The sequence below is a fragment of the Frankia torreyi genome (assembly GCF_000948395.1).
Classification (GTDB): Bacteria; Actinomycetota; Actinomycetes; order Frankiales; family Frankiaceae; genus Frankia; species Frankia torreyi.
This window is the reverse complement of the sequence record NZ_JYFN01000010.1, coordinates 70,781-95,597: the sequence shown is the minus strand read 5'-3', so window position 1 is coordinate 95,597 and position 24,817 is coordinate 70,781. Positions and strand designations below refer to the sequence as shown.

Here is a 24,817-nt window from a genome sequence, read left to right as displayed (position 1 = left end):
CGTGAAACGGACGGGCTGCCCGGCGCGTTGAACCCGCGTGACGCGGGTAAGGCCAGCGCACCGGGCCGACCCGGACCGACCGGAAGGGATCATGAAGGACTCCGACGACGCCGGATGTAGTTCCGGCCGGCCCACGCGTGGAGAAGCGCCCGCGGGGGTCGACCGATGATCGAGGCGCTTCTGCTGGTGCTGGGCCTGGCGCTCGTCGCCATCTGCGGGGTCTTCGTGGCCGCAGAGTTCGCTCTCGTCACCGCCGACCGGCCGTCGGTGCAGCGGGCCGCCGACCGGGGCGAGCGGGGTGCCCGGGGTGTGCTCGCCGCCCTGCGCGGGCTGTCCACCCAACTGTCCGGCGCCCAGCTCGGGATCACGGTCACGAACCTGGCGATCGGTTTCCTGACCGAGCCCGCCATCGCCGAGCTGCTGCGCGGGCCGCTGACCTCGCTCGGTGCCTCCGACGGGCTGGCCGGCGCCTTGTCCGTGGTGGTCGCGATGGTGCTCGCCACCGCCGTGACGATGGTGTTCGGCGAACTCGTCCCCAAGAACCTGGCGCTGGCTCATCCGCTTGGTACGGCCAAGGCGGTGCAGGGGCCGCAGCGGATGTTCACCCGGGCCACCGGGCTGCTGATCCGCTTCCTGAACGCGACCGCGAACGCCGTGCTGCGCCGGCTTGGCATCTCTCCGCAGGAGGAGCTGGCCTCGGCCCGCTCCGCCCAGGAACTGTTCTCGCTGGTGGGGCGGTCCGCCGAGCACGGCACCCTGTCGCAGGAGACGGCGACGCTGGTGCAGCGCTCGTTGCTGTTCGGTGACCGGACCGCCGAGGACGTGATGACCCCACGGATGCGGATGCGCACGGTGCACGCCGATGAGCCGATCAGTGAGGTCATCACCCTCACTCGGCGAACCGGCCACTCCCGGTTCCCGGTGCTCGGCGCGGACAGCGACGACGTCGTGGGAGTGATCCACATCAAGAACGCGGTCGGCGTCCCCGAGGACGACCGGGAGGACACACCGGTGCGTGACGTCATGGTCGCGCCGGTCACGGTCCCCTCCACACTCCTGCTGGAGCCGCTGCTGGAGACGCTGCGGGCCGGCGGGCTGCAGATGGCCATCGTCGTCGACGAGTTCGGCGGCACGGACGGTCTGGTCACCGCCGAGGATCTGATCGAGGAGATCGTCGGCGACGTCGTCGACGAACACGATCGGGTCTCCCCCCGGGCCCTGCGCCGTCACGACGGTAGCTGGCTGTTGTCCGGCCTGCTTCGTCCGGAGGAGGCGAGCAACGTCACCGGGATCGCGATCCCGACCGACGACACGTACCAGACGCTCGGCGGTCTGGTGGCCCGCGCGCTGGGCCGCATCCCCCGGGCGGGGGACGCGGCGGCCGTCGAGGGGGTCCGCTACACCGTCGAGCGGATGGACGGCCGGCGGGTGGACCGGATCCGGCTGGAGCCGGTGGCCCCGCGAGGGGTCACCATGGCGGACGACCCGGCTGCGACGCACCGGCCCACGGGGACGCGGGATCGCGATCGGTCAGGGGGGCACCGCGAGCGGTCCACCGGCCCGCGCGAGCGTGGCGGCGGGTCCGGCTCCCGGACGCACGGCGACGGATCACGCCAGCCGGCCGCGGGCGGCGCGCCCGAGGCGCTCGGGCGGGCGGCGCAACGATGAGCGGCCTGCTGGCGATCGCCGCCACGATCCTGCTGCTGGTGCTCAACGCGCTGTTCGTCGGCGCCGAGTTCGCGCTGATCTCCGCCCGGCGGACGAGCATCGAGCCGATGGCGCAGGCCGGTTCCCGGCTGGCGAGGATCACCCTCGGCGCGATGGAGAACGTGTCACTGATGCTCGCCGGCGCGCAGCTCGGCGTCACCGTCTGCACCCTCGGGCTGGGCGCGCTCGGCGAGCCGGCGATCGCGGACCTGATGCACGGCCCCTTCGAGGCGGCCGGGCTGCCCTCGGCGCTGCTGCACCCGGTGTCCTTCGCGATCGCGCTGGCCCTGGTGACCTTCCTGCACGTGGTCGTCGGGGAGATGGTGCCCAAGAACATCGCGCTCGCCATGCCGGATCGGGCCGTGCTGCTGCTGGCTCCGCTGCTGGTCGGCGTCGTCCGGCTGGGCAAGCCGGTGATCATGCTGCTGAACGCGGTGGCGGGCATGTCGCTGCGCGTCGTCGGCGTCGAGCCTAAGGACGAGGTGGCCAGCGTCTTCACCCGCGACGAGGTGGCCGGCCTCATCGAGGAGTCGCACCGGGAGGGCCTGCTCGCCGAGGACGAGCACGAGCTGCTGACGGGAGCCCTGTCGTTCGAGGAGCGCACGGCGCGCGCCGTGCTGCTCGCGCCGGACGGGCTGGTCACGGTCCCGCCGACGATCACTCCGCGGCAGGTCGAGCGGCTCGCCGCGCGCACCGGGTTCACCCGTTTCCCCGTGCAGGACGGCGGCGACGAGATGACCGGCTACCTGCATCTGAAGGACGTGTTGGAGACCCGCCCGGAACGGCGGTCGAGCCCGGTGGCGGCGAAGTGGATCCGGCCGCTGGCGCATGTCGGCGCCGAGGACAGCCTGCGCACGGCCCTCGCGACGATGCAGCAGTCGGGCGCCCATCTCGCCCGGGTCACCGACGCCCAGGGCTCGGTGCTGGGACTCGTCGCGCTGGAGGACATCCTCGAGGAACTGGTTGGCAAGATCCGCGACGACGCGGTCCGCGGCGGTCACCGGCCCGAGCACCAGCCCGCCTGATGGGAGGCTCCGCGGGCGGGTCAGGACCGCCGCAGGTCAGGACCCCGCCGCAGGTCAGGACCGCCGTGAGCCACGGGCCACGATGACGGCCATCGAGGGCGCCCACCAGTAGCTGCAGTCCGCGGGTGGGCGCAGGCCGTCGACGATCTCGACCGCGAACGTGCGGAAGTGGCGCAACAGCGCGCGCTGGTGTCGCCGGGAGACCGAGTCGATCTCGTTGGAGTAGTAGGTGAACGCGCCGCCGTCGGTCAGGGCCGCCGCGGCCGGCGCGAAGAAGTGCTCGGCGAAGGTCGCGTCACGCATGACGTACTCGTCGACCTCGGTCTCGTCCATGGGATAGGTGTCGAACAGGATGCCGTCGAACCGGCCGAGCCCGGCGAGCACGTCCTGCCAGCGCCCGATGACGATCTCCACGCCACGCCGGCCGTCGGCTCGCGCCCACTGCTCGGCGACCGCGGCGGTCTGCGGGTTCGCCTCCACGATGACGTGGTGGGCGGGCCCGATCTCCTGCACGAATCCGGCGGACAGCCCGAGACCGAAACCGATCTCCAGCACCACTCCCCCCGGCCTCGTGACCGCCTGCGCGAGGGCCCGCATCAGCGGCGCCTCCCAGGTCTGCATCACCTCCTGGCCGGAGACGAGCAGGGTGCCGTCGACCACCGCGGGCGAGGCCGCGTCGATGGCGGTGTCGATGCGCGGGCGGGCGGCGCCCGGCACCATGGCTTCGGCCGCCTCGTCCAGCGCGCCGAGATCGGCGACGAACTCGTCCAGGGCCCGGTCCAGCAGGAACTGGCGAGGCTCGGCGGACATCGGGGCAAGCAGGGACTGCGCGGTCGGGTTCAGCGTCACCTCGAACTTCGCGGCACGGCGGAGCACGCGGCCTCCCGGGTCAGGGCGCGCCGGGTGCGGCCCGGCATCCGATTCGTATCGTAGAGCGATCAATCCCCCGCTACCGGCGATCCGCCGAGTGTGGACGGTTATGATCGTGCCACGCTTCGGCGCAGACGGGGGATTGTGCCGGGGTAAGCAGAACGGGCACCTCGGGGGAACGCGTGCGATACCAGCTCGGCATCAGTCCCGGCGTCGACGTCACCACGGCCGCCATCGCGGAGAACGGCTGGCCGTCCGCCATCGCCGTCGAGGGCGAACCGCAGATCCCGACCGTGCTCCATCTCGCCGCCGACGGCTCGGTGCGCGTCGGGCGCTCAGCCGTCCGGCTGCGAGCCAGCCAGCCGGAGCGGACCGCCGACGGCTTCGTGCACTGGCTCGGCGACTCGACGCCGATCCTCGTCGGCGGGATCGGCTACACCGCCTCGGCACTGCTCGCCCGCTTCCTCGACGCGATGATCCGCACAGCCACCGCCCAGCGCGGTGAACCGCCGGAGCTGGTCGTCGTGACCAGCCCGGCGACCTGGCCGGCGCGCCGGCAGGAGGGGCTCGCGGACGCGATCGCCCGCCTGGAGACCACCACTCCGGTCGTCGCCCGCAGCTCCACGGAGGCGATGGCCGCCCTGTTCTCGCAGACCACTCCCGTGGCCGACGGGCGCGGCGCGGCGACCTACCAGCTCGGGTCGCACTGGTTCGAGGCGGCGGTGTTCACCGCGACGGCCGGCGGCTACGTGCCCGTAGGTTCCCCGGTCGGGCTCGCCGACGTGTCGACCTCGATGCTTGACGACCTGCTCTACGCCCACGTCGCCGGGCTGGTCGGCGACGCGGGCGAGCGTCTGCGCGGCGGCCCGCGGGCGTCGGCCGACGGCGCCCGCCTCGGCGCGGCCTGCGCCGAGGCCCGGGAGGTCCTGACCGAGGAGACGTTCGCCGACGTCGCCGTGCCCACCGGCGACACGACCACCGTCGTTCAGGTCAGCCGGGACGACTACGAGTCGCTCGTCCGGCCGTTGCTCGATGACTCGATCCGCGTGCTGGCCCGGGCGGTGCGCGCCGCGGCGAGCGACACCGGCGCGCTCGGCCTGCTCGCGGTCTACGGTCCGGGTGCACGAATCCCACTGGTCAGCCGGTTGCTCGGCGAGCACTTTCCGGACGTGGGCCGGCTGGAGATCCGCCACGACGGCGAGTTCGCCCTCGGGGCGGCGCTGCTCGCCGCGCGCGACGCCGTGGCCGAGCCGGCGAGCTCGGAGACGGTCCTGCTCGGCCCGGCCGCCTTCGCGACAACCCCGCCGCCAAGCGTGCCGCCCGTCGTCGGGCACACCCCGCCACCGAGGGCGGAGTCGTCGGGTCCGGCCGACCGGCGGGCCGCCGGCGGCGCGTCCCACGGGTCGATGCCCGGGGGTGCGTCGGCGGCCGGGGGTGCCTTGATGGGTGCCGCGGCCGCGGCCGCGGCCGGGGCCGCGGGCGATCCGGGTTCGCCGGATCCGGCCGCGCAGGGCGCCCGGGCGGGTTCCGGCACCCCGACGGCGCCGGCCGGCCCGCGCGGGATCGCGGCCGCGGCGTCGGGTGAGGGCGCCCAGGCGTCCGCGGCCGGCGGACGTCGGCGCTGGTCGGCGGGCGGTCGGCCGAGGCGCCGGCTCCTGGCGGGCGTGCTGGCGCTGGTCGTGTTCATCGCCGGAAGCGTCACTCTCGGCCTGGTTCTGACCGGCGGGGGCGACGGCACCTCGGTGACCGCTGCCGCACCGCCCCGCTCGACGGTTGATCAGCATCCCCAGCTACCCGCCGACACGATGCGCGCGGCCGAACGGGCGGCCGGGATCGCGGGCGGGGCGGGCGCCGGCGGAGCAGGCGCCGGCGGCGGCGCCGTCGATCCCAATGCAGTGATCACGACGGGTTCGGCGGAGGTGGCCGCGATCACCGGAACGGCGTACAGCCTGTTCCGCGAGTCGGCGAAGGGCGTCACCGTCCGCGTCGGCAGCACCGACACGGACGACGGCTTCCAGAAGGTCTGCGCCGGCCAGGCAGACATCGTCGGGGCCTCCTACGCGCTGCCCGACAAGGCCTGCGGGACCCGGGTCGCCGGCTTCGAGATCGCCCACCACCTGCTGCCGATCGTGGTGAGCAGGCAGAACACCTGGGCGCAGTGCCTGACCACGGCCCAGGTCGGCCGCATCTGGGCGCGGGACTCAACGGTGACCAACTGGAACCAGGTCGATCCGAGCTTCCCGAACGTTCCGCTGTCCCCCATCGGCCCCGCGGCGTCGACCGTCCACGCCAAGGTGTTCCTCGCCAGCATGACCGGCAGCTCGACGAACACCCGTGCCTACGAGACCCGGGAACTCGACGAGATCCCAGCCCGGGTCGACGGCGACCGCGGTGCCATCGCCTTCATGGATTACTCGAACTTCCTGACGACGAACCGGGCGGTGCGCGCCATCAAGCTCGACTCCGGCCGCGGTTGCGTCGAGCCGAACGCGCTCACCGCCGGCACCGGCATGTACATGCCGCTGTGCAAGCCGCTGTACCTGTACGCGAACAAGGCATCGCTGCGCAAGCCGGCGGTGGCCGCCTTCCTGCGGTACTACCTGCAGAACCAGAAGGAGATCACGTCCCAGGCGCACTACATCGCCCGCGACGACGCCACGGTGCGTGACAACATCGCCATCGTGCAGAACCTGACGGCCGGCGTTCCGGCCGTGAAACCGGCGTAGCCGTCCAGAGGGCGGCTCACCGGTCGCGAACACGTCAATGTTGGTCTGATCCGGAGACACTGCACTACATCATCACCTGGTATGAACATGGAGTCAGACGGACGCTGAGGTCGGCGTGCCGTGATTGCGGGGCGGGGCATGCGGGGCCGAGGCGGCCCCGCGGGAGTGGGGCACGGTGACGGGGACGACACCACCACCGTTGTCCGGGAACACGGCGCGCCCGCTGCAGCCCGAGGATCCCCGCCGCCTCGGCACCTACCAGGTGATCGGCCGACTCGGCCAGGGTGGGATGGGCACGGTGTTCCTCGGCCGGGCCCCCGACGGCACCGCGGTGGCCATCAAGGTGATCCGGCCGGAACTCGCACAGCGCCCCGAGTTCCGTGCCCGGTTCGCCCGGGAGGCCGAAAGCGCGCGCCGGGTGCGCCGGTTCACCACAGCGGCCGTGCTCGACGCCGACCCCCACGGCCCGCAGCCGTATCTCGTGACCGAGTTCGTCGAGGGCCCGACGCTGTCCCGGCACGTCTCGGTCCGGGGGCCGATGCGGCCCGCCGACCTCGAGCAGCTCGCCGTCAGCGTCACCACCGCGCTGAGTGCCATCCACGCCGCCGGGATCGTGCACCGGGACCTCACCCCCGGCAACGTGCTGCTGTCCCCGGTCGGCCCGAAGGTGATCGACTTCGGGCTGGCCCGCGAGTTCAATGCCGACACCGAGCTCAGCCGGAACGTGCGCCAGGCCATCGGGACGCCCGGCTACATGTCGCCCGAGCAGATTCTCGACGCGCCGATCACCTCGGCGGTCGACGTCTTCTCCTGGGGTGCGGTCATGGTCTTCGCCGCCACCGGCCAGCCGCCGTTCGGCACCGGCCGGATGGAGGCGATCCTCTACCGGATCATCAACGAGCCGCCTCGGCTCGACGGCGTCAGCGGGGAACTGCGTGGCCTCATCGAGGTCGCGATGGCGAAGAACCCCGAGGCGCGCCCGAGCGCGGAGGAGCTGCGCACGGCACTGATCGGCGGTGGGGCGCTGCCCGCTCGACCGGCGCCGGAGGCAACGCCGGACGAGCCCGCCGAGAACTCCGCCGCCCAGCCCCGGCGATGGGGTCGGCGTGGCCGTGGCGCCGCAGCCCCGAGCCCGGCAGCGCCACCACCCGGCACAGCGGGTCCCGGAGGCGCTACGGGGCGCATCGCGGGGGCAGGGTTCACCGGCTCGGTGGGGGCACCCGCGTCCGGCGGATCGGTTCCGCCCGCCACGGGACCGGGCGGGGAGGCCACGGTCTCCGCGACCGCCTCGTGGGGCGGCCGCCCCGGCACGGCGGTGCCGCCGTACGCGGCCGGCGGTGGTCCACCGGCCGCGGCGATGCCGGCGACCCAGATGTCGCCGGCGCCGCTGGCCTTCCCGCCCCCGGTCTCACCTCGGACCCCACCGCCCGGCGGGTCGCCGGGCTCGGCACCACCTCGGGTCGGCTCCCCTGGCCCGGCGGGGCGTACCGGTGCGGGTGAGCCGGCGACGCCGTCCCTTCCGCCAGGCGGATCCGTCCCACCAGGCGGATCCGTCTCGCTGCCGGCACAGGGACCGGGCAGCGCAGCCACGACGCCGGGTGGTCCGCCGGACAGCGCGCCGCCTACCCGGCGCCGGCGCCGACCCCGCGCGCTTGTGCTCGCCGGCGCCCTGGTGGTCCTGCTCGCCGCCGCGGTGGCGATTCCGGTCATCGTCCTGGGCGGCGGCGGCGGGCCGGGCGCCGCGAGCCCGGCCGAGCGAGCGGCCGCGTCGACGCGGCTGGCCACCGACGCCGCCGCACGTCGCGCCCAGGATCCGCAGCTCGCCGCGCGGCTCAGCCTCGCGGCCTACACGCTCGCCCCGACCACCGCGGCCCGGGACGCGCTGATCGCCTCGTTCGCGCAGTCGACCGCGACACGGGTGCCCGCCGGCGCGTCGGCGTACTCCGACCTCGCGCTCAGCCCGGATGGCACGACACTCGCCGGCACCGACGACGCCGGCCGGCTACACCTGTGGCGCCTCGACGACGCCGGCCGGCCGACCGTCGCCGCGCAGGGCTCGGCCGACGACCACGCCAGCGGGGTGATCTTCGACAACGGCGGCCGGACGCTGGCGACCGGCGGGGCCACCGACGCCGGTCGGCTGTGGGACGTCAGCGACCCGGCGAGGCCGCGTCCGCTCGGCGCGCTCGGCACCCAGTCGACTCCGGTGCACCGCCTGGCCCTGTCCGCCAAGGCTCATCTGCTCGCCACGGCCGGCGTCGACTGGTCGGTCGGGCTGTGGGACATCACCGACCCCGCCCGGCCCACCTCCCTGCAACTGCTGATCGGGCGGTCCGGACCGGTGACGGGGGTGGCGCTGCGCCCCGACGGGGCCGTGCTCGCCATCGCCGGGGTGGGCGGCACCGTCCAGCTCTGGAACGTGCGCGACCCGCGCCACCCCACGCAGATGGGCTCGGTGCCGGGCCACACCGGCGCCGTCAACACGGTGGCGTTCAGCCCGGGCGGCACGCTGCTGGCCACCGGGGGCGACGACCAGAACCTGCAGGTGTCCGACGTCGCCGACCCGAACCATCCGCGAGTCGCGAAGCGCCTGCCCGGCCACGCCGCGCCCGTGACCACCGTCGCCTTCGCCGCCGGCGACCAGTTGCTGAGCGCGGACAGCGCAGGCAGCGTCGCGTACTCGAATCTCGCCGTTTCCGCGCCCGCGCTCATCCCCATGGGCACCGTGGACTCGCCGGTGCGGGCGATGAGCGCGACCGCCGCGGGGAGCGTCGCGCTGACCACCGACAGGGGCACGATCCTGCTCGGGACGCTGGACCCGCAGCGGCTGCGGCAGGGCGCCTGCGCGAAGCCGGGGGCGGCACCGAGCCGGGCGGAGTGGAGCCGATTCGTCCCCGGCGTCCCCTGGTCCGACGCCTGCGCGAGCTGATCACCTGCCGACCGCGGATCAGGAGGCCGACCGGCGTCGGCGCCACCGGCGCGCGAGCATGACCAGCATTCCGACGCCGAACAGCGACCCGCCGGTGACGATCGCGGACGTGACCGCGACCCGGCGGGTGGAGGCGCCACTCACTCGGACCCGTTCGGAGGCGCCGCGACGGTCAGGGAAACGGATCACCGCCGTGGCGGTCCGCTCGACCAGCCCGCTGTGCAGTGTCACCGTCGCGGTCCACGGGCCCGCCGGCATCTGCCCGTCGAGTGCGAACGAGACCGGGCTGACCTCCCCAGGGGCGATCGTCGTTCCGAGGTTCGCCCGGAACGGTCCGGCCTGCAGGCCGCCCGGACCCTTGGTCAACGTCAGCTCGCCGGACATGTCCAACGCCCGACCACCGGTGTTGTGGATCTCGGTACCGACTGCCAGTCGCCCGTCGAGCAGACGGCTCGCGGTGAGTGCGGCGATGGTGAAGCCGGCGGCGGGCGGGCCGCCGGGGCCGATGTCCAGGTACATCCGGATCCCGACCCGGTTGACCATCTGGAAGCCGCTGCCCTTCGGCGCCGCGCTGCCCGCCTGCGCCCAGAGCACGCCGTAGTGCTCGCCCGGCGAGGCGTCCCGGGGTACGGCGACAGTCACCACGGCCTTCTCCCGGGAGTGCGCGCCGACCTCGATCGCGCTCCGGTCCAGGCTGACCCAGGTGGTCAGCTCGTTGGGCTTGCGCCCCTCGGCGAAGTGGAACGAGCTTTCACCGAGGCTCGCGGCCCCCGGGTACAGCTCGATCCGCATCGGGGCGTCGGTGTTGTTCACGACCTCCACCTGGCGGCGCATCGTGGTGCCCGGGTTGAGGTGATCGACGATGTACTGCCTGGCCCGGGGATCCTTCCACAGCGACGCGGTGACCTCGACCAGCCTGATCCCGAACGTCCCGTCGGAGTTGACGGTCCCGTTGCGGGGCGCGGCCGACACGGCAGGAACGGTGGTGGCCGGGATGAGCATCCCGGCCACCACCGCGAGGGCACCGAAGAGGGTGCCTCTGTTCATCCCGTAGCCCCGATCACGGCACCGTGGAGTGGGTGATCGTGGCGGTGTAGTTGGTACCGGCGACGGCGGTGGGCGGGATGTCCACCGTCAGCGTCGGGTTCCATGACGCCGAGTTGATGCCGGGGCCGCCGGTGGCCGTCACCGTCGGGACCGCGACGAATTCGCCGGTGAAGTTGGCGTCGTTTGCGGTTCCCGTGTTGTTCACGCGGGTGACCGTGCCCGGCGAGTAGTGGATGTTCGCGACGGGAATCGGGGCGATGCCGGAACCCACCGGCGCGTTGAAGTTGGTGGTGGACACGCTGGCCACCCAGGAGGGCGCTTCGGTGCCCTCGGTGTCGGTGACCGTGACGAGCCCGAGGGGACCCGACACGGGCGTCGTCCCGATCGCGCCGGTCAGGGTAGCGGTGGCCGGAGCCGTGATGTTCACGGCCCCTCCGGTGAGGGTCAGGGTCACCACGGTGTCGGCGGTCGCGGCATTGGCCGGTAGCGCTGAGCCGAGAAGGGCGGCCGCCGCGGCGGCTGCGCTCAGAAGAAACAGCGATGACTTACGCAACGTAACTACTCCCCTGTGTGAGGCCGGAGCGCCCCTGCTGCGGTATCGAGAGATGTGATCCGCCGGGCACGCAGCGAAAGCTATCACCCTGGGTAGCGAACGAACACACACAGCAACAGTCGCGTGTCTCGACGGCCTTCCCCGGCCACCGCTCGCCCCCGCCCCCGCCGGACTCGTCCCGTCCGGCCCCGAGGTCCAGACCCACCCTCGTGCGTCGTGGTAGCAAGGCCAGCATCGTGCTGCGGATGCGGTCAGGAGTCGTCGAGATGCGGTGCAACCTCCCCGGCCTCGGGCGGACTACAGGCAGGCTTTCGGCATTCACGGTCCTCGTGATCCTGCTGGTCACCTGGTCCGGCAGTCCGGCCCAGGCGACGCTGACCATCACCGCTCCCGCTACGGCGAACCTCGGTTCGCACGCGATCGGCGACGACCCGCTCAGCGTCCAACTGGCGACGACGACCGTCACCAGCACCGCTCTGGTCGGCGCCTGGACGGCCACCGTGACCTCGACGAACTGCACGACCGGGACCGGCGCGTCCGACGAGACGATCCCCCGGGCGTCGCTGATCTACTGGTCCGGCCCCGCCACCGCCACGACCGGCCTGCCATCCCTGGTCAGCCCCGGCCAGCCCACCGCGACGAGTGCCGTGACGCTGGCCGCCTCCCGCACCGCCTTCTCCGCCACCACGATGGATCTCGACACGAGCACCGTCTCGTGGGAACCGACACTCACCGTGGCCGTTCCCACGAACGTGATCGTCGGCACCTACACCTGCACCGTCACCCACTCCGTCGCCTGAGAGTCCGTGATCTGAGAGTCCGTGACCTGAGAGCCGGCAGGCTCGCCGCACCGTGCGACCGCCCGGCCGGCGTCCCCCACCCTGCCACGCAGATCAACCGGCCCGCACACGCTGCGGGCCGGTCGCCTGGTCAGGCGGGTACCGGTCCCACCCCCGTCGTCAGCTTCTCCAGCCTGGCGACGTTCTCCCCGACCGTGTCGTCGCTGCGCGGCACGTAGTGCGCGTCGAAGGCGATCTTGCGACCATTCTCCAGGAAGTAGCGCAGGAAGGCGGCGGTCGCCGGCCGACGCAGCGCGTCGGTGCGGGCGTAGACGAACAGCGGCTTGCACAGCGGCAGGTAAAGCCCGGTGCCGACGGCCACCGCGGTCGGCGCGACGCACCCCTCGCCGTTGTTGATCTCCACTCCGCGCAGCCTGGCGCCGAACGTCTCGTAGGTGGGGTAATCCAGGAAACCGATGGCCGACCGGTCGCCGGCGACGTCGTTGGCGACCCCGCTCAGGTCCACCTGCCGGTAGGCGCGGGAGCGGTCACTGGCGTCACTGATGGTCGCGTTGAAGACCTCCGCCTGCACCGAGTCGTGGGGCGGGCCGACGAACGCGATCGGTTCGTCCGGGAACGAGCTGTCGATCTGGCTCCAGCGGGTCACCGACGAGTCGGCGCCCCAGATCTGCTTGACCTGCTTGAGGCTGAGGCAGTGCAGCCAGGTGTTCTGTGGATTGACCACGATCGGCAGGGTGTGGTGCGCGACCTCGAACCCGACGACCTGCTTCGCGCATCCGGGATCCTTGACGATTCCCGGGGTGAGCTCGAAGGAGGCGTCGGCGAGTTCGGCCTTGCCGCTGCACAGGGCCGCGAAACCGTCCTCGGTGCTGGTCGCCTCGATGTTGACGGTGACGTTGCGCTGGGTCTGGCGGAACTCGTTGTAGGCGGTCTCGGTGATGGGGGCGACCTCGGAGGAGCCCGCGACCCGCACGAGGTTCGTGGCGGCCGGCGGCTCGGAGGTGGGACTGGACGACGGTGGAATCGGATCCGTGGTCGGGAAGGCTCCCCCGACGGCGGCCACGGAGTCCCCGCCCGAACCCGAGTCGCGCCCCGTGAGCACGACTCCGGCGGTCGTCCCGATGGCGACGAACAGGACGGCGATGATCGCCGCGGCCACCATGACCCGACGGGACCCGAAGATCCCGCCGCCGCCTCCCTGCGTGGCGCGATGCGACCCCCCGGCGTCCGCGGCGGCGCCCACGGGCGCACCCGCTGCGTCCGCGGGGAGCAGTCCGGTCTCGTCGGCGCTCGCGGCCGCGGCATAGGCACCGGGGGCCGCGCCCGGCTGGCCGAGCGCACCACCGCCGCCCCCACCCGGCAGGCCGGCGGCGCCATGACCGCGACCGGCGTCCGGTGTGAGCACGGTGGCCTCGCCGAAACCGGGTGAACCGCCCGCCGCCCCGTAGGGGCCCGGAGTCCCGCCGTCCGACGATCCGGCGGCGACCGCCGCCCCGCCCTCGCCGGCTGCCCCGCCGGCACCGGCCCCCGGCGGCGGCGTCCCGCCCCCGGAGAGGAACGGCGGCAGCGACGTGAGGCTGGAGGCGTCCGGCGGGCGGATGACCGCGGTGACGTCGTACGGCTCCTCGATGGCCCCGGCGCCCGCCGCTCCCACGGCACCGAACACCGCCCCACCGGCCCGGGCGGAACGATCGGCGAGGTCGGCGGCGATCAGTGCCGCGCCCATCGCCACGTCCGCGTCCGCGCGGTGCTCGATCCGGCCGATTTCCGGGAAGGCGGCACGCAGCCGGCGCGCCACCAGCGGCAGATGCGCCACCCCACCGGACATCAGGATGCGAGAAAGGTCGGCGGGGTCCGCCGGCACCGAGCGCAACGCCCGCCGGAAGGTCTCGACGGTGTCGTCGACGGTCGGGCCGGCGAGCGTCTCCAGCTCGCCGCGGGTCAGCGTGACCGAGGCGTCGATGCCGGGCAGCTCCACCGCCAGGTCGACCTCGTCCTCCTCGGCGAGGACCTCCTTGGCCTGCGCGGCCTCGCGGCGCAGGCGGGCGAGCGCGACACGGGTGGCGGCGTCGGCCCGGTCGAGGTGCGCGGGCGCGATGCCGGCCACGGCCAGCACCCGGTCCACCAGCAGCTCGTCGAGATCGAGGCCGGCGCCGTGACGCAGCCCCGCCGGCGCGCCGACGAGCTGGAACCCGAACGGCGAGAAGGACAGGACCGCGGCGTCAAGGAAGCCCGCGCCGAGGTCGTACCAGCCGACGAGGTCGACCGTCTGGGTCACCGAGCTGCGGGCGAGCAGCGTCCCCATCGCGTCGGCCGCGGGCAGGGCCACGACCGGCAGCTCCAGCCCGGAGAGCTGGGTGATCGCGTCGGTGAAGGTCTCCCGCCGGCCCGGGGACCAGAACGTCGGGAAGGTCACCACCACCTGGTCCGGGAGCCCGCCGAGCTGATCAACGGCCAGGCCGACGAGATGGGCGACCAGCCGGCCAAGCAGACCCTCGCGGCTGTAGGCGGCGCCGCCGAGCAGGATCGGGCCGCCGTCGCCGAGCCGGCGTAGCAGATCGGTCGCCGACCGGGCCGGATCGGCCTGGGCGCGCCGGGCCGCCGCGCGGGCGAACTGCAGACCGCCGCCCGGTGGCGCGAACACCACCGACGGCAGCCGCCGCTGCCCGCCGAGTTCGAGCACGCGGGGCCAGCCGCCGTCCGTGACCGCAACGATCGTGTTCGCGGATCCGACATCGATACCGAGCTGATAACTCACCGCGACTCCCGAAAACCACACGATCACCGAGGCACCCCGGGGCTCCTGGACCGCCCCCGACCGCCGGAGCTCTCGCCCCTCTAGATGGTGCGATCATCGTAGACGCTTGACCAGGCAATCTTCGTGTCCGGTGCAAGACAGCGAGGAACTGGAGCCAAAGCGAACCGCGGGGCGGCGTGGGAGTTATCGCCCGGTGCCGGAGGGTGGTGCAGGGTCGCCGAAGGCGGCGAGGATCGCGTCGGCGGCGAGGGCGGGGGTGAGCGTGCCGTCGCGGACGCGACGTTCGAGGTCGGGGGCGATCTCCCGCACGCGCGGGTGCGCCCGCAGCTCGGCGAGCAGCCGGTCGTGGACCATCGCCCAGGTCCAGTCCACCTGCTGGCGCCGGCGGCGGGCGGCGAGCTCGCCGGAGGCGTCGAGGGTGTCCTGATGCTTGACCACCTGCGCCCAGACGGTGTCGAGGCCGGTGCGCTCGGCGGCGCTGCAGGTGAGCACCGGGGTGTTCCAGTCGCGCGGCCCCGAGGAGCCCTGCAGCATCCGCAGCGCCCCGGCCAGCTCGCGGGCGGCGCGGCGGGCGTCGAGCTCGTGCGGGCCGTCGGCCTTGTTCACCGCGATGACGTCGGCGAGTTCCAGCACGCCCTTCTTGATCCCCTGAAGCTGGTCGCCGGTGCGGGCCAGGGTCAGGAACAGGAAGGTGTCGACCATGTCGGCCACCGTCGTCTCCGACTGGCCGACGCCGACCGTCTCGACCATGACGACGTCGTAGCCGGCCGCCTCCATGACCACCATCGCCTCCCGGGTGGCCTTCGCGACCCCGCCGAGGGTGCCCGCGGTCGGCGACGGTCGGATGAAGGCCGCGGGGTCCACCGACAGCGCGGCCATCCGGGTCTTGTCGCCGAGGATGCTGCCGCCCGTCCGCGTCGACGACGGGTCGACGGCGAGCACCGCCACCTGGTGGCCTCGCCCGGTCAGGATGGTGCCCAGCGCGTCGATGAACGTCGACTTGCCCACGCCCGGCACCCCGGTGATGCCGACGCGGCGCGCCTTGCCGGCGTGCGGGAGCAGGGTCACCAGCAACTGCTGGGCGAGCTCCCGGTGGTCGGGCCGGCTGGACTCGACCAGCGTGATGGCCCGCGCGATCCAGGTCCGCGACGAGGCCAGCACGCCGTCCGCGTACTCGGTCAGATCGATGCGCCGGGTCACGACGTCAGCGACGCCATAGCCGGCGGCGCCGGTGCCGGCCAGGCCATAGCCGGCGGTGCCGTTGCCAGAGATGCCACAGCTCGACCGGTTCAGGCGGCGGAGTGGCCGAGCTGCGCCGACAGGGTGGCGAGCAGCTCCAGCGCCGCGTCGGCGATGACCGTACCCGGCGGGAAGATCGCCGCCGCCCCGGCGGCCCGCAGCTCGTCGAAGTCGCCCGGGGGGATGACCCCGCCGACCACGATGAGGATGTCGGACCGGTCCAGCGCGGCGAGCTCCTCGCGCAGCGCGGGCACCAGGGTGAGGTGCCCGGCGGCCAGCGAGGACACTCCGACGATCTGGACGTCCGCCTCGATCGCCTGACGGGCGACCTCGGCGGGCGTCTGGAACAGCGGGCCGACGTCGACGTCGAAGCCGATGTCGGCGAAGGCGCTGGCGATGACCTTCTGGCCGCGGTCGTGGCCGTCCTGGCCCATCTTCGCGACGAGGATGCGCGGCCGGCGGCCCTCCTGGCGCTCGAACTCGGCGGCGGCCTCGCGGGCGGCGGCGACGTTCCCGGCGGGTCCCGCCTCGTCCCGGTACACCCCGGAGATGGTACGGATCTGGCCGGAATGGCGCCCGTAGACCTTCTCCAACGCGTCCGAGATCTCGCCGACCGTCGCCTTGGCGCGGGCCGCGTCGACGGCCAGCGCCAGCAGGTTCTGCTCCAGGCCGGGACCGCGACGGCCGTCGCGGGCGGCGTCCGCGGCCGCGGTGAGCGCGTGCAGCGCCACCTCGACCGCGGCCGGGTCACGCTCGGCGCGCAGGCGGCGCAGCTTGTCGATCTGTTCGGTACGCACCGCCGAGTTGTCAACCTTGAGGACCTCGATCGCCTCGTCGGCGGCCACCCGGTACTTGTTCACGCCGATGAGCGGCTGGCGGCCGGCGTCGATGCGCGCCTGGGTACGCGCCGCGGCCTCCTCGATGCGCATCTTGGGGATGCCGGCGTCGATGGCCTGCGCCATGCCGCCGGACGCCTCGACCTCGCTGATGTGACCCCACGCCTTGCGGGCCAGGTCGTAGGTGAGCCGCTCGACGTAGTGGCTGCCACCCCACGGGTCGATGACCCGGGTGGTGCCGGACTCCTGCTGCAGCAGCAGCTGGGTGTTGCGGGCGATGCGGGCGGAGAAATCGGTGGGCAGCGCCAGCGCCTCGTCGAGGGCGTTGGTGTGCAGCGACTGGGTGTGACCCTGGGTGGCGGCCATCGCCTCGACGCAGGTCCGCACCACGTTGTTGAACACGTCCTGGGCGGTCAGCGACCAGCCGGACGTCTGCGAGTGGGTGCGCAGCGACAGTGACTTCGAGCTCGTCGGCGAGAACTGGTTGACCAGCCGCGCCCACAGCAGCCGGGCCGCGCGCAGCTTGGCGACCTCCATGAAGAAGTTCATCCCGATCGCCCAGAAGAACGACAGCCGCGGGGCGAATGCGTCGATCGCCAACCCTGCGCCCAGGCCGGCGCGGATGTACTCGACGCCGTCGGCGAGGGTGTAGGCGAGCTCCAGGTCGGCCGTCGCGCCGGCCTCCTGCATGTGGTAGCCGGAGATGGAGATCGAGTTAAACTTCGGCATCTTCTGCGAGGTGTACGAGAAGATGTCCGAGATGATCTGCATCGACGGCTGCGGCGGGTAGATGTAGGTGTTGCGGACCATGAATTCTTTGAGGATGTCGTTCTGGATGGTCCCGGCGAGCTGCTCCGGAGCCACCCCCTGCTCCTCGGCCGCCACGATGTAGAGCGCGAGCACCGGCAGCACCGCGCCGTTCATGGTCATCGACACGCTCATCCGGTCCAGCGGGATGCCGTCGAAGAGCTGGCGCATGTCGAGGATGGAGTCGATGGCCACCCCGGCCATCCCGACGTCCCCGGTGACCCGCGGGTGGTCCGAGTCGTAGCCGCGGTGGGTCGGCAGGTCGAAGGCGACCGACAGGCCCTTCTGGCCGGCGGCGAGGTTGCGCCGGTAGAAGGCGTTGGACGCCGCGGCGGTGGAGAACCCGGCGTACTGACGGATCGTCCACGGCTGGGTGACGTACATCGCCGGATAGGGGCCGCGCAGGAACGGCGCGATCCCCGGGTAGGTGCGCAGGAAGTCGAGCCCGGCGGTGTCGGTGGCAGTGTAGAGCGGCTTGACCGCGATGCCCTCGGGGGTGTCCCAGGTCAGGGCGTCGACGTCCTTGCCGGTCGCCGCCTCCAGCGCGGTGCGCCACGCGGCCTCGGGCGTGTCCGCGCCGGCCGGCGGGCCGCCGAGCTCCACCTGGGAGAAGTCCGGGATGGCGGCGGAGGGCCGGTTCGAGCTGTCCACGGACATCAGCGCACTCCCGCCTCGGCCTGCGTCGCCTGGAGCACGGCGACCGCATTGCATCCTGTGAAGACGTACCCGTCGATGCCCGCCTCGGCGTCGGCCTGGGCGCGCGAGCCCGGCTGACCGGCGAGCCACACCTGGCGGGCGCCCGCGTCGCGCAGCGCCCGGGCCACTGCGGCGGCGTGCTCGGCGTACACCTTGTCGCCCGAGCAGAGGCAGGCCACCGCGGCGCCGGAGGCGGCGAAGGCCGCCGCGATCGCGGCCGGGTCGGTACCCGGGCCGGACGTCGGGGTCTCGAACCCGCCCGCCTGGAACAGGTTCGCGGCGAACGTGGCGCGGGCGGTCGACGCCGCGGCACTGCCGAGGGTGGCCAGGAACACCACCGGGCGGGCGGCCGCCTCGGCGTGGGTGTCGGCACGCGACCGCAGCGCCTCGAAGTCGGCGTCGTAGTGGATCTCGGGCAGGCCGGGCGTCCCGTCGATGGTGGGACGCTCCTCGGCCGGGGCCGGAACGCGCTCGGGCAGGCTCTCGGCCAGGTTGGGGAACTCGCTGACGCCGGTGAGGGGATCGCGCCGGTGGGCGATCGCCTCGGCGCGCCTGGCCCAGGTGGCCGCGATCCGCTCGGCGACGAGACCGGAGCGCAGGGCGGCGACGATCCCGCCGGCCCGCTCGATCTCGGTGAACCAGGCCCAGGCAGCCTCGGCGAGCTCGGCGGTGAGCGACTCCACGAACCACGAACCACCGGCCGGATCGATCACCCGGATCAGGCTCGACTCCTCCTGCAGGAGGGTCTGGGTGTTGCGGGCGATCCGCCGGGAGAAGTCGTCGGGCACGCCGAGGCGGGTGTCGAACGGCAGAACCGTCACCGCGTCCGCACCGCCGACGCCGGCGCCGAAGCAGGCCAGGGTGGTGCGCAGCATGTTCACCCAGGGATCGCGCCGCGTCATCATCGCCGCCGAGGTGACCGCGTGCTGGTGCTGGGCGCGCTCGGCCGGCTCGGCCCCACACACCTGTGCGACCCGGGACCACAGCCGGCGCGCGGCCCGCAGCTTCGCGATGGAGGAGAACTGGTCGGCGGTGACCGCGTAACGGAACTCGAGCTGCCCGAGGGCCTCGGGCAGACTCAGCCCCGCGTCGGTGAGCGCGCGCAGGTAGGCGACCCCGGTGGCCAGCGACGCACCGAGCTCCTCGGCGTCGCTGCCGCCGGCGCGGTGGTAGGGCTGGGCGTCGACGACGAGGGCCCGCACGCCGGGAAACTCGGCCACGCAGCGCGCCGCGAGGGCCGCCGCCTCGGTCAGCCCCGCCGGCCCGTCCGCCGGCAGACCCGCCCGCGCGGCCAGGCCGATCGGATCGGCGCCGAGGCTGCCGGCGAGCTGCGAGCCGGGCACGCCGCGGGCGGCGGCGAGGCGGAAGAGCTCCTCGGCCGCCGACCGGGTCTGCGCGCCCGCGTCGAGAACGACGGGGGCGAGGTCGAGGTAGACCTCGCCGAGCACCGTGGCCAGGGCGCCGATCGGCAGCCCGCCGGAGCCGAGGCGCAGCCACAGCGACGTGACGCCGTTCTCCAGGTCGGTGAGAACGGCATCGGCGGCGGCCTTCGCGTCGGGACCGGCGTGCAGGGCGCGGACGTCCCAGCCAGTGGGGCCCGCGCCCTGGGGCCGACCACCCCGCACGAACGGCGCGAGGCCCGGCAGGCCCACCCCGCCGGCGGGCAGGTCGTCGGCGGTGTAGAGCGGTCGGATCAGCGGGCCGTCATAGGTCCGCGTGGCCAGCAGCTCCTCGACTTCGCCGGCGGCACTCGACTCGGTCGCCACGCCGGACTTGCGCAGGACGCCCAGGACGAGCTGCTGCCACTCGGCGCGGGTGGCCTCCGGAAAGTCTGCGGCCAGCGACAGCCCGGCCGATGGAACGCTCATGTTCCGGATCGTAGGCGTGGGACGCCCGGGCGGCTTGGAATGTACTTCCTGTCACAAGTCCTTGCACGCCTTTGTCCGGATGGTGGCAATACTCACGAGGCCTGCCGTTCCGCCTCGTCCCACGCCGTGGGGGAGGCGAGGAACCGGTCGACGGCGGCGACGATCCGCTCCGGGTACCAGGCGACGTCCAGCGCGCTGAACCGCAGCACCGCCCACCGCCGGGCGGCGAGCAGGTTGCCGCGCAGCCGCTCCAGGTGGAACGCCTCGGCGGAGCTCGCCGTGGTGTACGTGTCGGCCTCCACGTCGAGCCGGTGCTCCGGCCAGGCGAGGTCGAGCTTCGCGATCGCCTGGCCGCCGCTGTCCTGGACCGGCCACTGCAACTGGGGCGGCGCGAGCCCCGCGTCGGCGAGCAGCAGCCGCAGCCGGGTCTCGAGCGCCGACTCCGCCCGCCCGTCGGCCAGATCCCACCAGTCCTGCGTCGGCCGGAAGCCCCGCCGCCCGGCCGCCGCCTCGCGGGCCGCACGCAGGTTCGGCACGACCCCGCTGTGCAGGGCGGCGTCCATCTCGGTGACGGCGGCCTCCCGGCTGGGCGCCGCGAGCACGAGATCGGCGAGGGTGCGCGCCGGCGAGGTGACGGGAATCCCGGCCAGGTCGACCTGTTCGCCGGCGCCGAGCTCGGTGAAATGCAGCCGGATTCCCCGCGGCTGCGCCCGCGTGAGCCGGGGCGGCAGCAGCAGGTGCACGGGCTCGGCCGGATTCTCCGGCTCCCCACCGGGAAACCCGAGCAGCCGGGCGGCGGTGATGTTGCAGACGACCGCGTGCGGACGGCCGACGAGTGCCGCCCGCACGCGCGCCGACAGGGGAAAGGGAGGCGGCGCGAACACCCCCGGGCAGACGCCAGCGGGGGCCGCGCCACCGGGGACCGCGGCGGCGGGGACCGCACCACCGGGGAGCACCGGGAGGAGCGGGCCGCCACGAGCGGCGAGGTGCCCGCAGTGCCATCCATCCTCGGCGACCGCAGGAGGCTCGTCGGCGAACGGCGCCGGCTCCGGCGCCCAGCCCGAGCCCCGCCGCTCGTCGCCGGGCCCGGCGACGTCCTCGTTCAGGGGGACGACCGGGACGACGAAGGCACCGCGGACGGGGTGGCTCCACTGATCGGACTGGACGAGCTGGCGGAGCTGACCGCGAGTCAGGCCGACGGACATCGCCTGCCGGAACGTGATCACCCCGCCCTGCCGGCGGGCCAGCGCGACGGCGGGGTCGAGACCGGGGTAGCGGCGGACGACGGGTCGGGTCGGCGGGGTCGAGGCCGAGCGGGAAAAGGTCATGAACCGAGAATCCAACAGAATCGACCCGCCAGCCAGAGGCAACATGAAAGCTGTGGATAACCGTCGCGGCGGTGGACGGCGAGCAGATCACGAATCCCCCGAACAGTGACAACCATTTCCCGTATTCGCCGCCTCCCTATTCGAAGAAATGGTCGGGGAATGGCATCCGGCAACTGGCGCGGCGCGGCGGTGTGCGGGTCAGCAGTTCCCGTGCGTCGGGAGGCCGGCGAAGCGGTCGGCGAGGAACCGCAGCGCATCCTGCGTGCGCCCCACCCCGTCGATGTGGTCGCCGGGGAAGGGAGCCCAGGTCACCGCGACCCGCCGGGTGCAGTACTCCGTCCGCAGGCGCGCCGCCTGGCCGAAGGCGACCAGACTGTCCGACGTGGCGTGGTAGAGGTAGAGCGGAATGCGGGGCGCCACCCGTCCCAGGGTGTTCTCGGCCAGCCGCGCCCGCCAGCGCGGCAGCGTCATCGGATCGGTGGTCGTCAGGTCGGCGATCCGCCTGCCGGCGAACCCGGTGACCAGGGCCAGCGAGCAGGCGGTGCGAACGGCGGCGAACACGCTGCGGCCGGACGGGGTCAGCAGCGCGTTCAGCCGCAGGTCCGGATAGGCCGCGTCGAGGCCGACCGCGGCCGCCAGACCGAGCCCGGCGGCCCCCTTTCCGTCCAGGGCGCGCCCGACAGCCCCCAGGTCGGCCGGCACGCCACCGGCGGCGACCCCGCGTAGGTCCAGGTCCGGCGCGTAGGCGGGGGCGAGCTGCGCCGCCCACACCGCGGCTCCCCCGCCCTGCGAGTAGCCGGTCAGCCCGACCCGCCGATGCGCCGCGCCGGTGAGCCCCGCGACCCGCGGGGTGGCCCGCACGATGTCGAGCAGGGCGTGCCCCTCGGCCGGCCCGACGACGTAGGTGTGCTCGCCCGGGGTGCCGAGCCCCTCGTAGTCGGGCACGGCGACGATCCACCCCCGGCCCAGCGCCTCAGTGATCGCCCCGACGGCGAGGTTGACGCCCACGGCGAGTCCCTTCGACGCCGCGCAGTCGTCGCCGAGCCCCTGGGTGCCGGGCGCGTAGCCGAGGATCGGCGCGTCGCCGGCCGGGTGGACGGGGACGAGCACGGTGCCGCTGACCGCGATCGGCCTACCGAGCGCCCCGCTGGACAGGTACAGCACCTGGACCACCCGCGCCCCGGCCGTGGCGAACGGCCCCGCCGCCGGCACGGGACGCGACCACAGAACATCCCCGGCACGGCCGGCGGGCAGCGGCACGGGCGGGCGGTAGAACCCCTCTCCCGCCGGCGGGGCCACCGGGCCGAAATAGCGTGGCCGGTCGGCCGGGCCACCGGTCGGCGTCCGGCCGCCCGACCCGCAGCCGACCAGCGCGGGCACCAGGACCAGCACCACGAGCGCCCCTGCCAGTCGCGGCCGGCGCCCCGGTGACCACGGCGACGTCCCCGACCTCGGCAGAACACGCCGCCGGGAAGCACCCGACCGCCAGGAAGCACCCGACCGCCGAGAAGTATCCGGCTGCGTGCTGTCCGGCATCCGGGCCGCTCCCCTCGCCACCGTCGCGTGGCGCCGGGCGGTCGGGCCCCGCGCTCAGCTCTCTCCCGCGAGCAGCAGCGGGATGTCGTGGGCGTAGTCGGCGACGGCGGTGCCGGCGAGGTAGCCGACGCGGGCGACGCCGTCCGGGCCGATCGCCGTGACCTGGCTGCCGTGCGGCACCACGATCGTGCCATCCGCGGCCGGCGTCGGCGTGCTGAAGGTGACGCCGGCCGTGTCGGCGAGTCGGGTCACCGCCGTGGCCGGCCCGGTCAGGCCGACGAACGATCGGTCGAACTGGTCGAGCCAGTGGCGCAGGACCGGACCCGTGTCTCGGGCCGGGTCGGTTGTCGCGACGACCACCCGGACCCGGGCGCGCTGCGCGGGGGTGAGCAGACCCACCGCGGCGGCGAGGTCGGCGACCGTCGTGGGGCAGACGTCCGGGCAGGAGCTGTAGCCGAAGAACAGCAGGGTGAGCCGGCCATCGGCGGCCGCCGGCAGGGTCCACGGCCGGCCGGTGGTGTCGGTGAGGGTCACGCCGGGCAGGCGCACCGGGGGGTCGAGGCGCACGCCCCGCACCCCGGTGGCCCCGCCGACGTCGTCGAGGTGTACCGGTCCCCCGGCCGTCGACCCCGAGCCGCCTGCGGGCCCGCAGGCGGCGAGCAGGCCGAGCAGCGCGACGAGGCAGCCGAGCAGCACCGCCGCGCGGCCCCGCCCCGACGGCCCGCCGCGCGTCGTCACGCGGCCCTGCTCGCCAGGCCCATGGCGTAGTCGAGCCACCATCCGCCGGCGGCCGGACCGCCGTTGCACGCGCCGTCCGACTCCCCGGGCACCTTGATCCACAGGTAGGCGTCGGCTCGCGGATTGCCCGTCCGGTCGGTGGGGGCCACGCCCAGGCCTCGGCCGGGCGGGTTGCACCAGGCGTTGTCGGCGGCCGGCCCCCGACCGTTGCGAGAGGTGTCGACGACGTAGTGGGCGGTGCCGCCGAGGGCGGCGACAACCGCATCGCCGTAGGCCGTCTCGTCGGCGGTCTCGTCGAAGTTCGACACGTTGAGGGCGAAGCCCCGGGCGCGGGCGACGCCGGCCTGCCGCAGCCGGGCGGCGGTGTCGGCGGCCGAATGCCAGGATGCGTTGCCGGCGTCGAGGTAGACCTCGGCCCCGACCGCGGCGAGCTGGTCGACGGCGTAGCCGAGCATCGCGTACCGGGCGGTGGCGGCGGCCGGTGCCAGGCAGTCGATCTGGGCCAGGGCGTCCGGCTCCAGGATGACCGCGGCGGGACCGGAGCCGATGCCGGCGGCGAAGGCGGCGATCCACGCCCGGTAGGCGGACTCGCCGGCGACCCCGCCCGCCGACTGGCCGCCGCCGCAGTCGCGCTGCGGGATCGCGTAGGCGACGAGCACGGGCAGCGCGCCGGCCGCCCGCACCACCCGAACCCGGTCGGCGACGCGGGTGCGCACGGTGGCGGGATCCGGGTCGCCGAACCAGTCGGCGTGGGAGCGGCCGGCCAGCCGGGACAGCGTCTGTGCCCCGGCGGGATCGGTCTGGCGCAGCGTGCGCACCGCCTGGGCCGCGTCGCCGGCGGGATCGACGTAGAGGGTCGCGGCGGCGAACGGGTCGCCGGCCGTCGCACCGACGACCGCCGGCAACGCTGCGGCGTCGGCCGGCGCGCCGGAACCCCCGGTGCCCGCGGCGGTGAGCCCGCCCACCGCGACCGCCGTGCTGGCCGACGCCACCGGCCGGGTAGCATGGGCCGCCGGCGCGAGTGCCACGCCGGCCTTCGCCACCTGGACCGTGCCCGGCGAGGCCGGCGTCGGATCCGGCGGCGCCGGGGCAGGGGTGAGGGTGACGACGCCCGGCTGCGCGGCGACCGTGCTCGATCCGCCCGAGGACCCGTAGGCCGGCTCGATGACGAGCTGTTCGAGCCCGAAGCCGGCGCACACCATGAGCGCCGCCAACGGCCAGAGCAGCGCGAAGAACCGGCCACGATGGCCCCGTGGGGCGCCCGCGGCCGCCGCGTCCCGCCCCGCCGACGGGGTGGGACGACGATGACGGCGGTGACCCGAGGCGTCCGACACGCGACCTCCGAATGCACGCG

General features: G+C 74.1%; 16 protein-coding genes. 5 read left to right on the top strand and 11 right to left on the bottom strand.

Annotated elements, in window-relative coordinates; translation table 11 throughout:
- The first annotated feature begins 165 nt into the window (after nucleotides 1-165).
- Nucleotides 166-1,668 carry a hemolysin family protein gene (locus FF36_RS08800; RefSeq protein WP_044884494.1) on the top strand — a complete coding sequence of 501 codons (1,503 nt, stop codon included), beginning with the start codon at nucleotides 166-168 and terminating at the stop codon, nucleotides 1,666-1,668.
- Nucleotides 1,665-2,732 (top strand): hemolysin family protein, encoded by a 1,068-nt coding sequence (locus FF36_RS08795; protein WP_044884493.1) that lies wholly within the window; start codon nucleotides 1,665-1,667, stop codon nucleotides 2,730-2,732. The genes FF36_RS08800 and FF36_RS08795 overlap by 4 nt, the downstream gene beginning before the upstream one ends.
- 54 nt (nucleotides 2,733-2,786) lie before the next feature.
- On the opposite strand, the gene FF36_RS08790 is transcribed toward FF36_RS08795, so the two are convergent.
- The gene (locus tag FF36_RS08790; RefSeq protein ID WP_044884492.1) at nucleotides 2,787-3,608 is read right to left on the bottom strand and encodes a class I SAM-dependent methyltransferase; all 822 of its coding nucleotides are present in this window, start codon (nucleotides 3,606-3,608) and stop codon (nucleotides 2,787-2,789) included.
- 176 nt (nucleotides 3,609-3,784) lie between these two features.
- On the opposite strand from FF36_RS08790, the gene FF36_RS08785 reads away from it, so the two are divergent.
- Nucleotides 3,785-6,328: a substrate-binding domain-containing protein gene (locus FF36_RS08785; protein ID WP_044884491.1), complete on the top strand. Its 2,544-nt coding sequence runs from the start codon at nucleotides 3,785-3,787 to the stop codon at nucleotides 6,326-6,328.
- A gap of 175 nt (nucleotides 6,329-6,503) precedes the next feature.
- The gene (locus tag FF36_RS08780) at nucleotides 6,504-9,257 is read left to right on the top strand and encodes a WD40 repeat domain-containing serine/threonine protein kinase (RefSeq protein WP_044884490.1); all 2,754 of its coding nucleotides are present in this window, start codon (nucleotides 6,504-6,506) and stop codon (nucleotides 9,255-9,257) included.
- Between the two features lie 18 nt (nucleotides 9,258-9,275).
- On the opposite strand, the gene FF36_RS08775 is transcribed toward FF36_RS08780, so the two are convergent.
- Both FF36_RS08775 and FF36_RS08770 read right to left on the bottom strand, forming a co-directional pair.
- Nucleotides 9,276-10,304 (bottom strand): hypothetical protein, encoded by a 1,029-nt coding sequence (locus tag FF36_RS08775; protein WP_044884489.1) that lies wholly within the window; start codon nucleotides 10,302-10,304, stop codon nucleotides 9,276-9,278.
- A gap of 13 nt (nucleotides 10,305-10,317) precedes the next feature.
- Nucleotides 10,318-10,857: a hypothetical protein gene (locus FF36_RS08770; RefSeq protein ID WP_055406172.1), complete on the bottom strand. Its 540-nt coding sequence runs from the start codon at nucleotides 10,855-10,857 to the stop codon at nucleotides 10,318-10,320.
- A 209-nt stretch (nucleotides 10,858-11,066) separates the two neighbouring features.
- On the opposite strand from FF36_RS08770, the gene FF36_RS08765 reads away from it, so the two are divergent.
- Nucleotides 11,067-11,657, top strand: a complete 591-nt coding sequence (locus FF36_RS08765; RefSeq protein WP_152989787.1) for a hypothetical protein — start codon at nucleotides 11,067-11,069, stop codon at nucleotides 11,655-11,657.
- Nucleotides 11,658-11,787: 130 nt separating this feature from the next.
- On the opposite strand, the gene FF36_RS08760 is transcribed toward FF36_RS08765, so the two are convergent.
- The 8 genes from FF36_RS08760 to FF36_RS08725 form a co-directional block, all read right to left on the bottom strand.
- The gene (locus tag FF36_RS08760) at nucleotides 11,788-14,415 is read right to left on the bottom strand and encodes an Hsp70 family protein (protein ID WP_044884488.1); all 2,628 of its coding nucleotides are present in this window, start codon (nucleotides 14,413-14,415) and stop codon (nucleotides 11,788-11,790) included.
- Nucleotides 14,416-14,598: 183 nt separating this feature from the next.
- A complete protein-coding gene (gene meaB, locus FF36_RS08755) occupies nucleotides 14,599-15,615 on the bottom strand; it encodes a methylmalonyl Co-A mutase-associated GTPase MeaB (protein ID WP_044884487.1) in 1,017 nt (338 codons plus the stop codon).
- 89 nt (nucleotides 15,616-15,704) lie between these two features.
- Nucleotides 15,705-17,954: a methylmalonyl-CoA mutase gene (gene scpA, locus FF36_RS08750; protein WP_044884486.1), complete on the bottom strand. Its 2,250-nt coding sequence runs from the start codon at nucleotides 17,952-17,954 to the stop codon at nucleotides 15,705-15,707.
- Nucleotides 17,954-19,861 (bottom strand): methylmalonyl-CoA mutase subunit beta, encoded by a 1,908-nt coding sequence (locus tag FF36_RS08745; RefSeq protein WP_044884485.1) that lies wholly within the window; start codon nucleotides 19,859-19,861, stop codon nucleotides 17,954-17,956. Before FF36_RS08745 ends, scpA begins: the two co-directional genes overlap by 1 nt.
- Nucleotides 19,862-19,953: 92 nt before the next feature.
- Complete coding sequence (locus FF36_RS08740) at nucleotides 19,954-21,189, bottom strand: type IV toxin-antitoxin system AbiEi family antitoxin domain-containing protein (RefSeq protein WP_044884484.1); 1,236 nt, start codon at nucleotides 21,187-21,189, stop codon at nucleotides 19,954-19,956.
- 198 nt (nucleotides 21,190-21,387) lie between these two features.
- Complete coding sequence (locus FF36_RS08735; RefSeq protein ID WP_242418567.1) at nucleotides 21,388-22,584, bottom strand: lipase family protein; 1,197 nt, start codon at nucleotides 22,582-22,584, stop codon at nucleotides 21,388-21,390.
- A gap of 195 nt (nucleotides 22,585-22,779) precedes the next feature.
- On the bottom strand, nucleotides 22,780-23,463 hold the full coding sequence (locus FF36_RS08730; protein ID WP_044884483.1) for an SCO family protein: 684 nt from the start codon (nucleotides 23,461-23,463) through the stop codon (nucleotides 22,780-22,782).
- A complete protein-coding gene (locus FF36_RS08725; protein ID WP_236705406.1) occupies nucleotides 23,460-24,797 on the bottom strand; it encodes a glycoside hydrolase family 6 protein in 1,338 nt (445 codons plus the stop codon). Before FF36_RS08725 ends, FF36_RS08730 begins: the two co-directional genes overlap by 4 nt.
- Between the last annotated feature and the right edge of the window lie 20 nt (nucleotides 24,798-24,817).

Coding starts and splice junctions, on each gene's coding strand:
- FF36_RS08775 (WP_044884489.1), bottom strand. CDS start 10,304: ATGAACAGAGGCACCCTCTTCGGTGCCCTCGCGGTGGTGGCCGGGATG.
- FF36_RS08800 (WP_044884494.1), top strand. CDS start 166: ATGATCGAGGCGCTTCTGCTGGTGCTGGGCCTGGCGCTCGTCGCCATC.
- FF36_RS08795 (WP_044884493.1), top strand. CDS start 1,665: ATGAGCGGCCTGCTGGCGATCGCCGCCACGATCCTGCTGCTGGTGCTC.
- FF36_RS08745 (WP_044884485.1), bottom strand. CDS start 19,861: ATGAGCGTTCCATCGGCCGGGCTGTCGCTGGCCGCAGACTTTCCGGAG.
- scpA (WP_044884486.1), bottom strand. CDS start 17,954: ATGTCCGTGGACAGCTCGAACCGGCCCTCCGCCGCCATCCCGGACTTC.
- FF36_RS08740 (WP_044884484.1), bottom strand. CDS start 21,189: ATGACCTTTTCCCGCTCGGCCTCGACCCCGCCGACCCGACCCGTCGTC.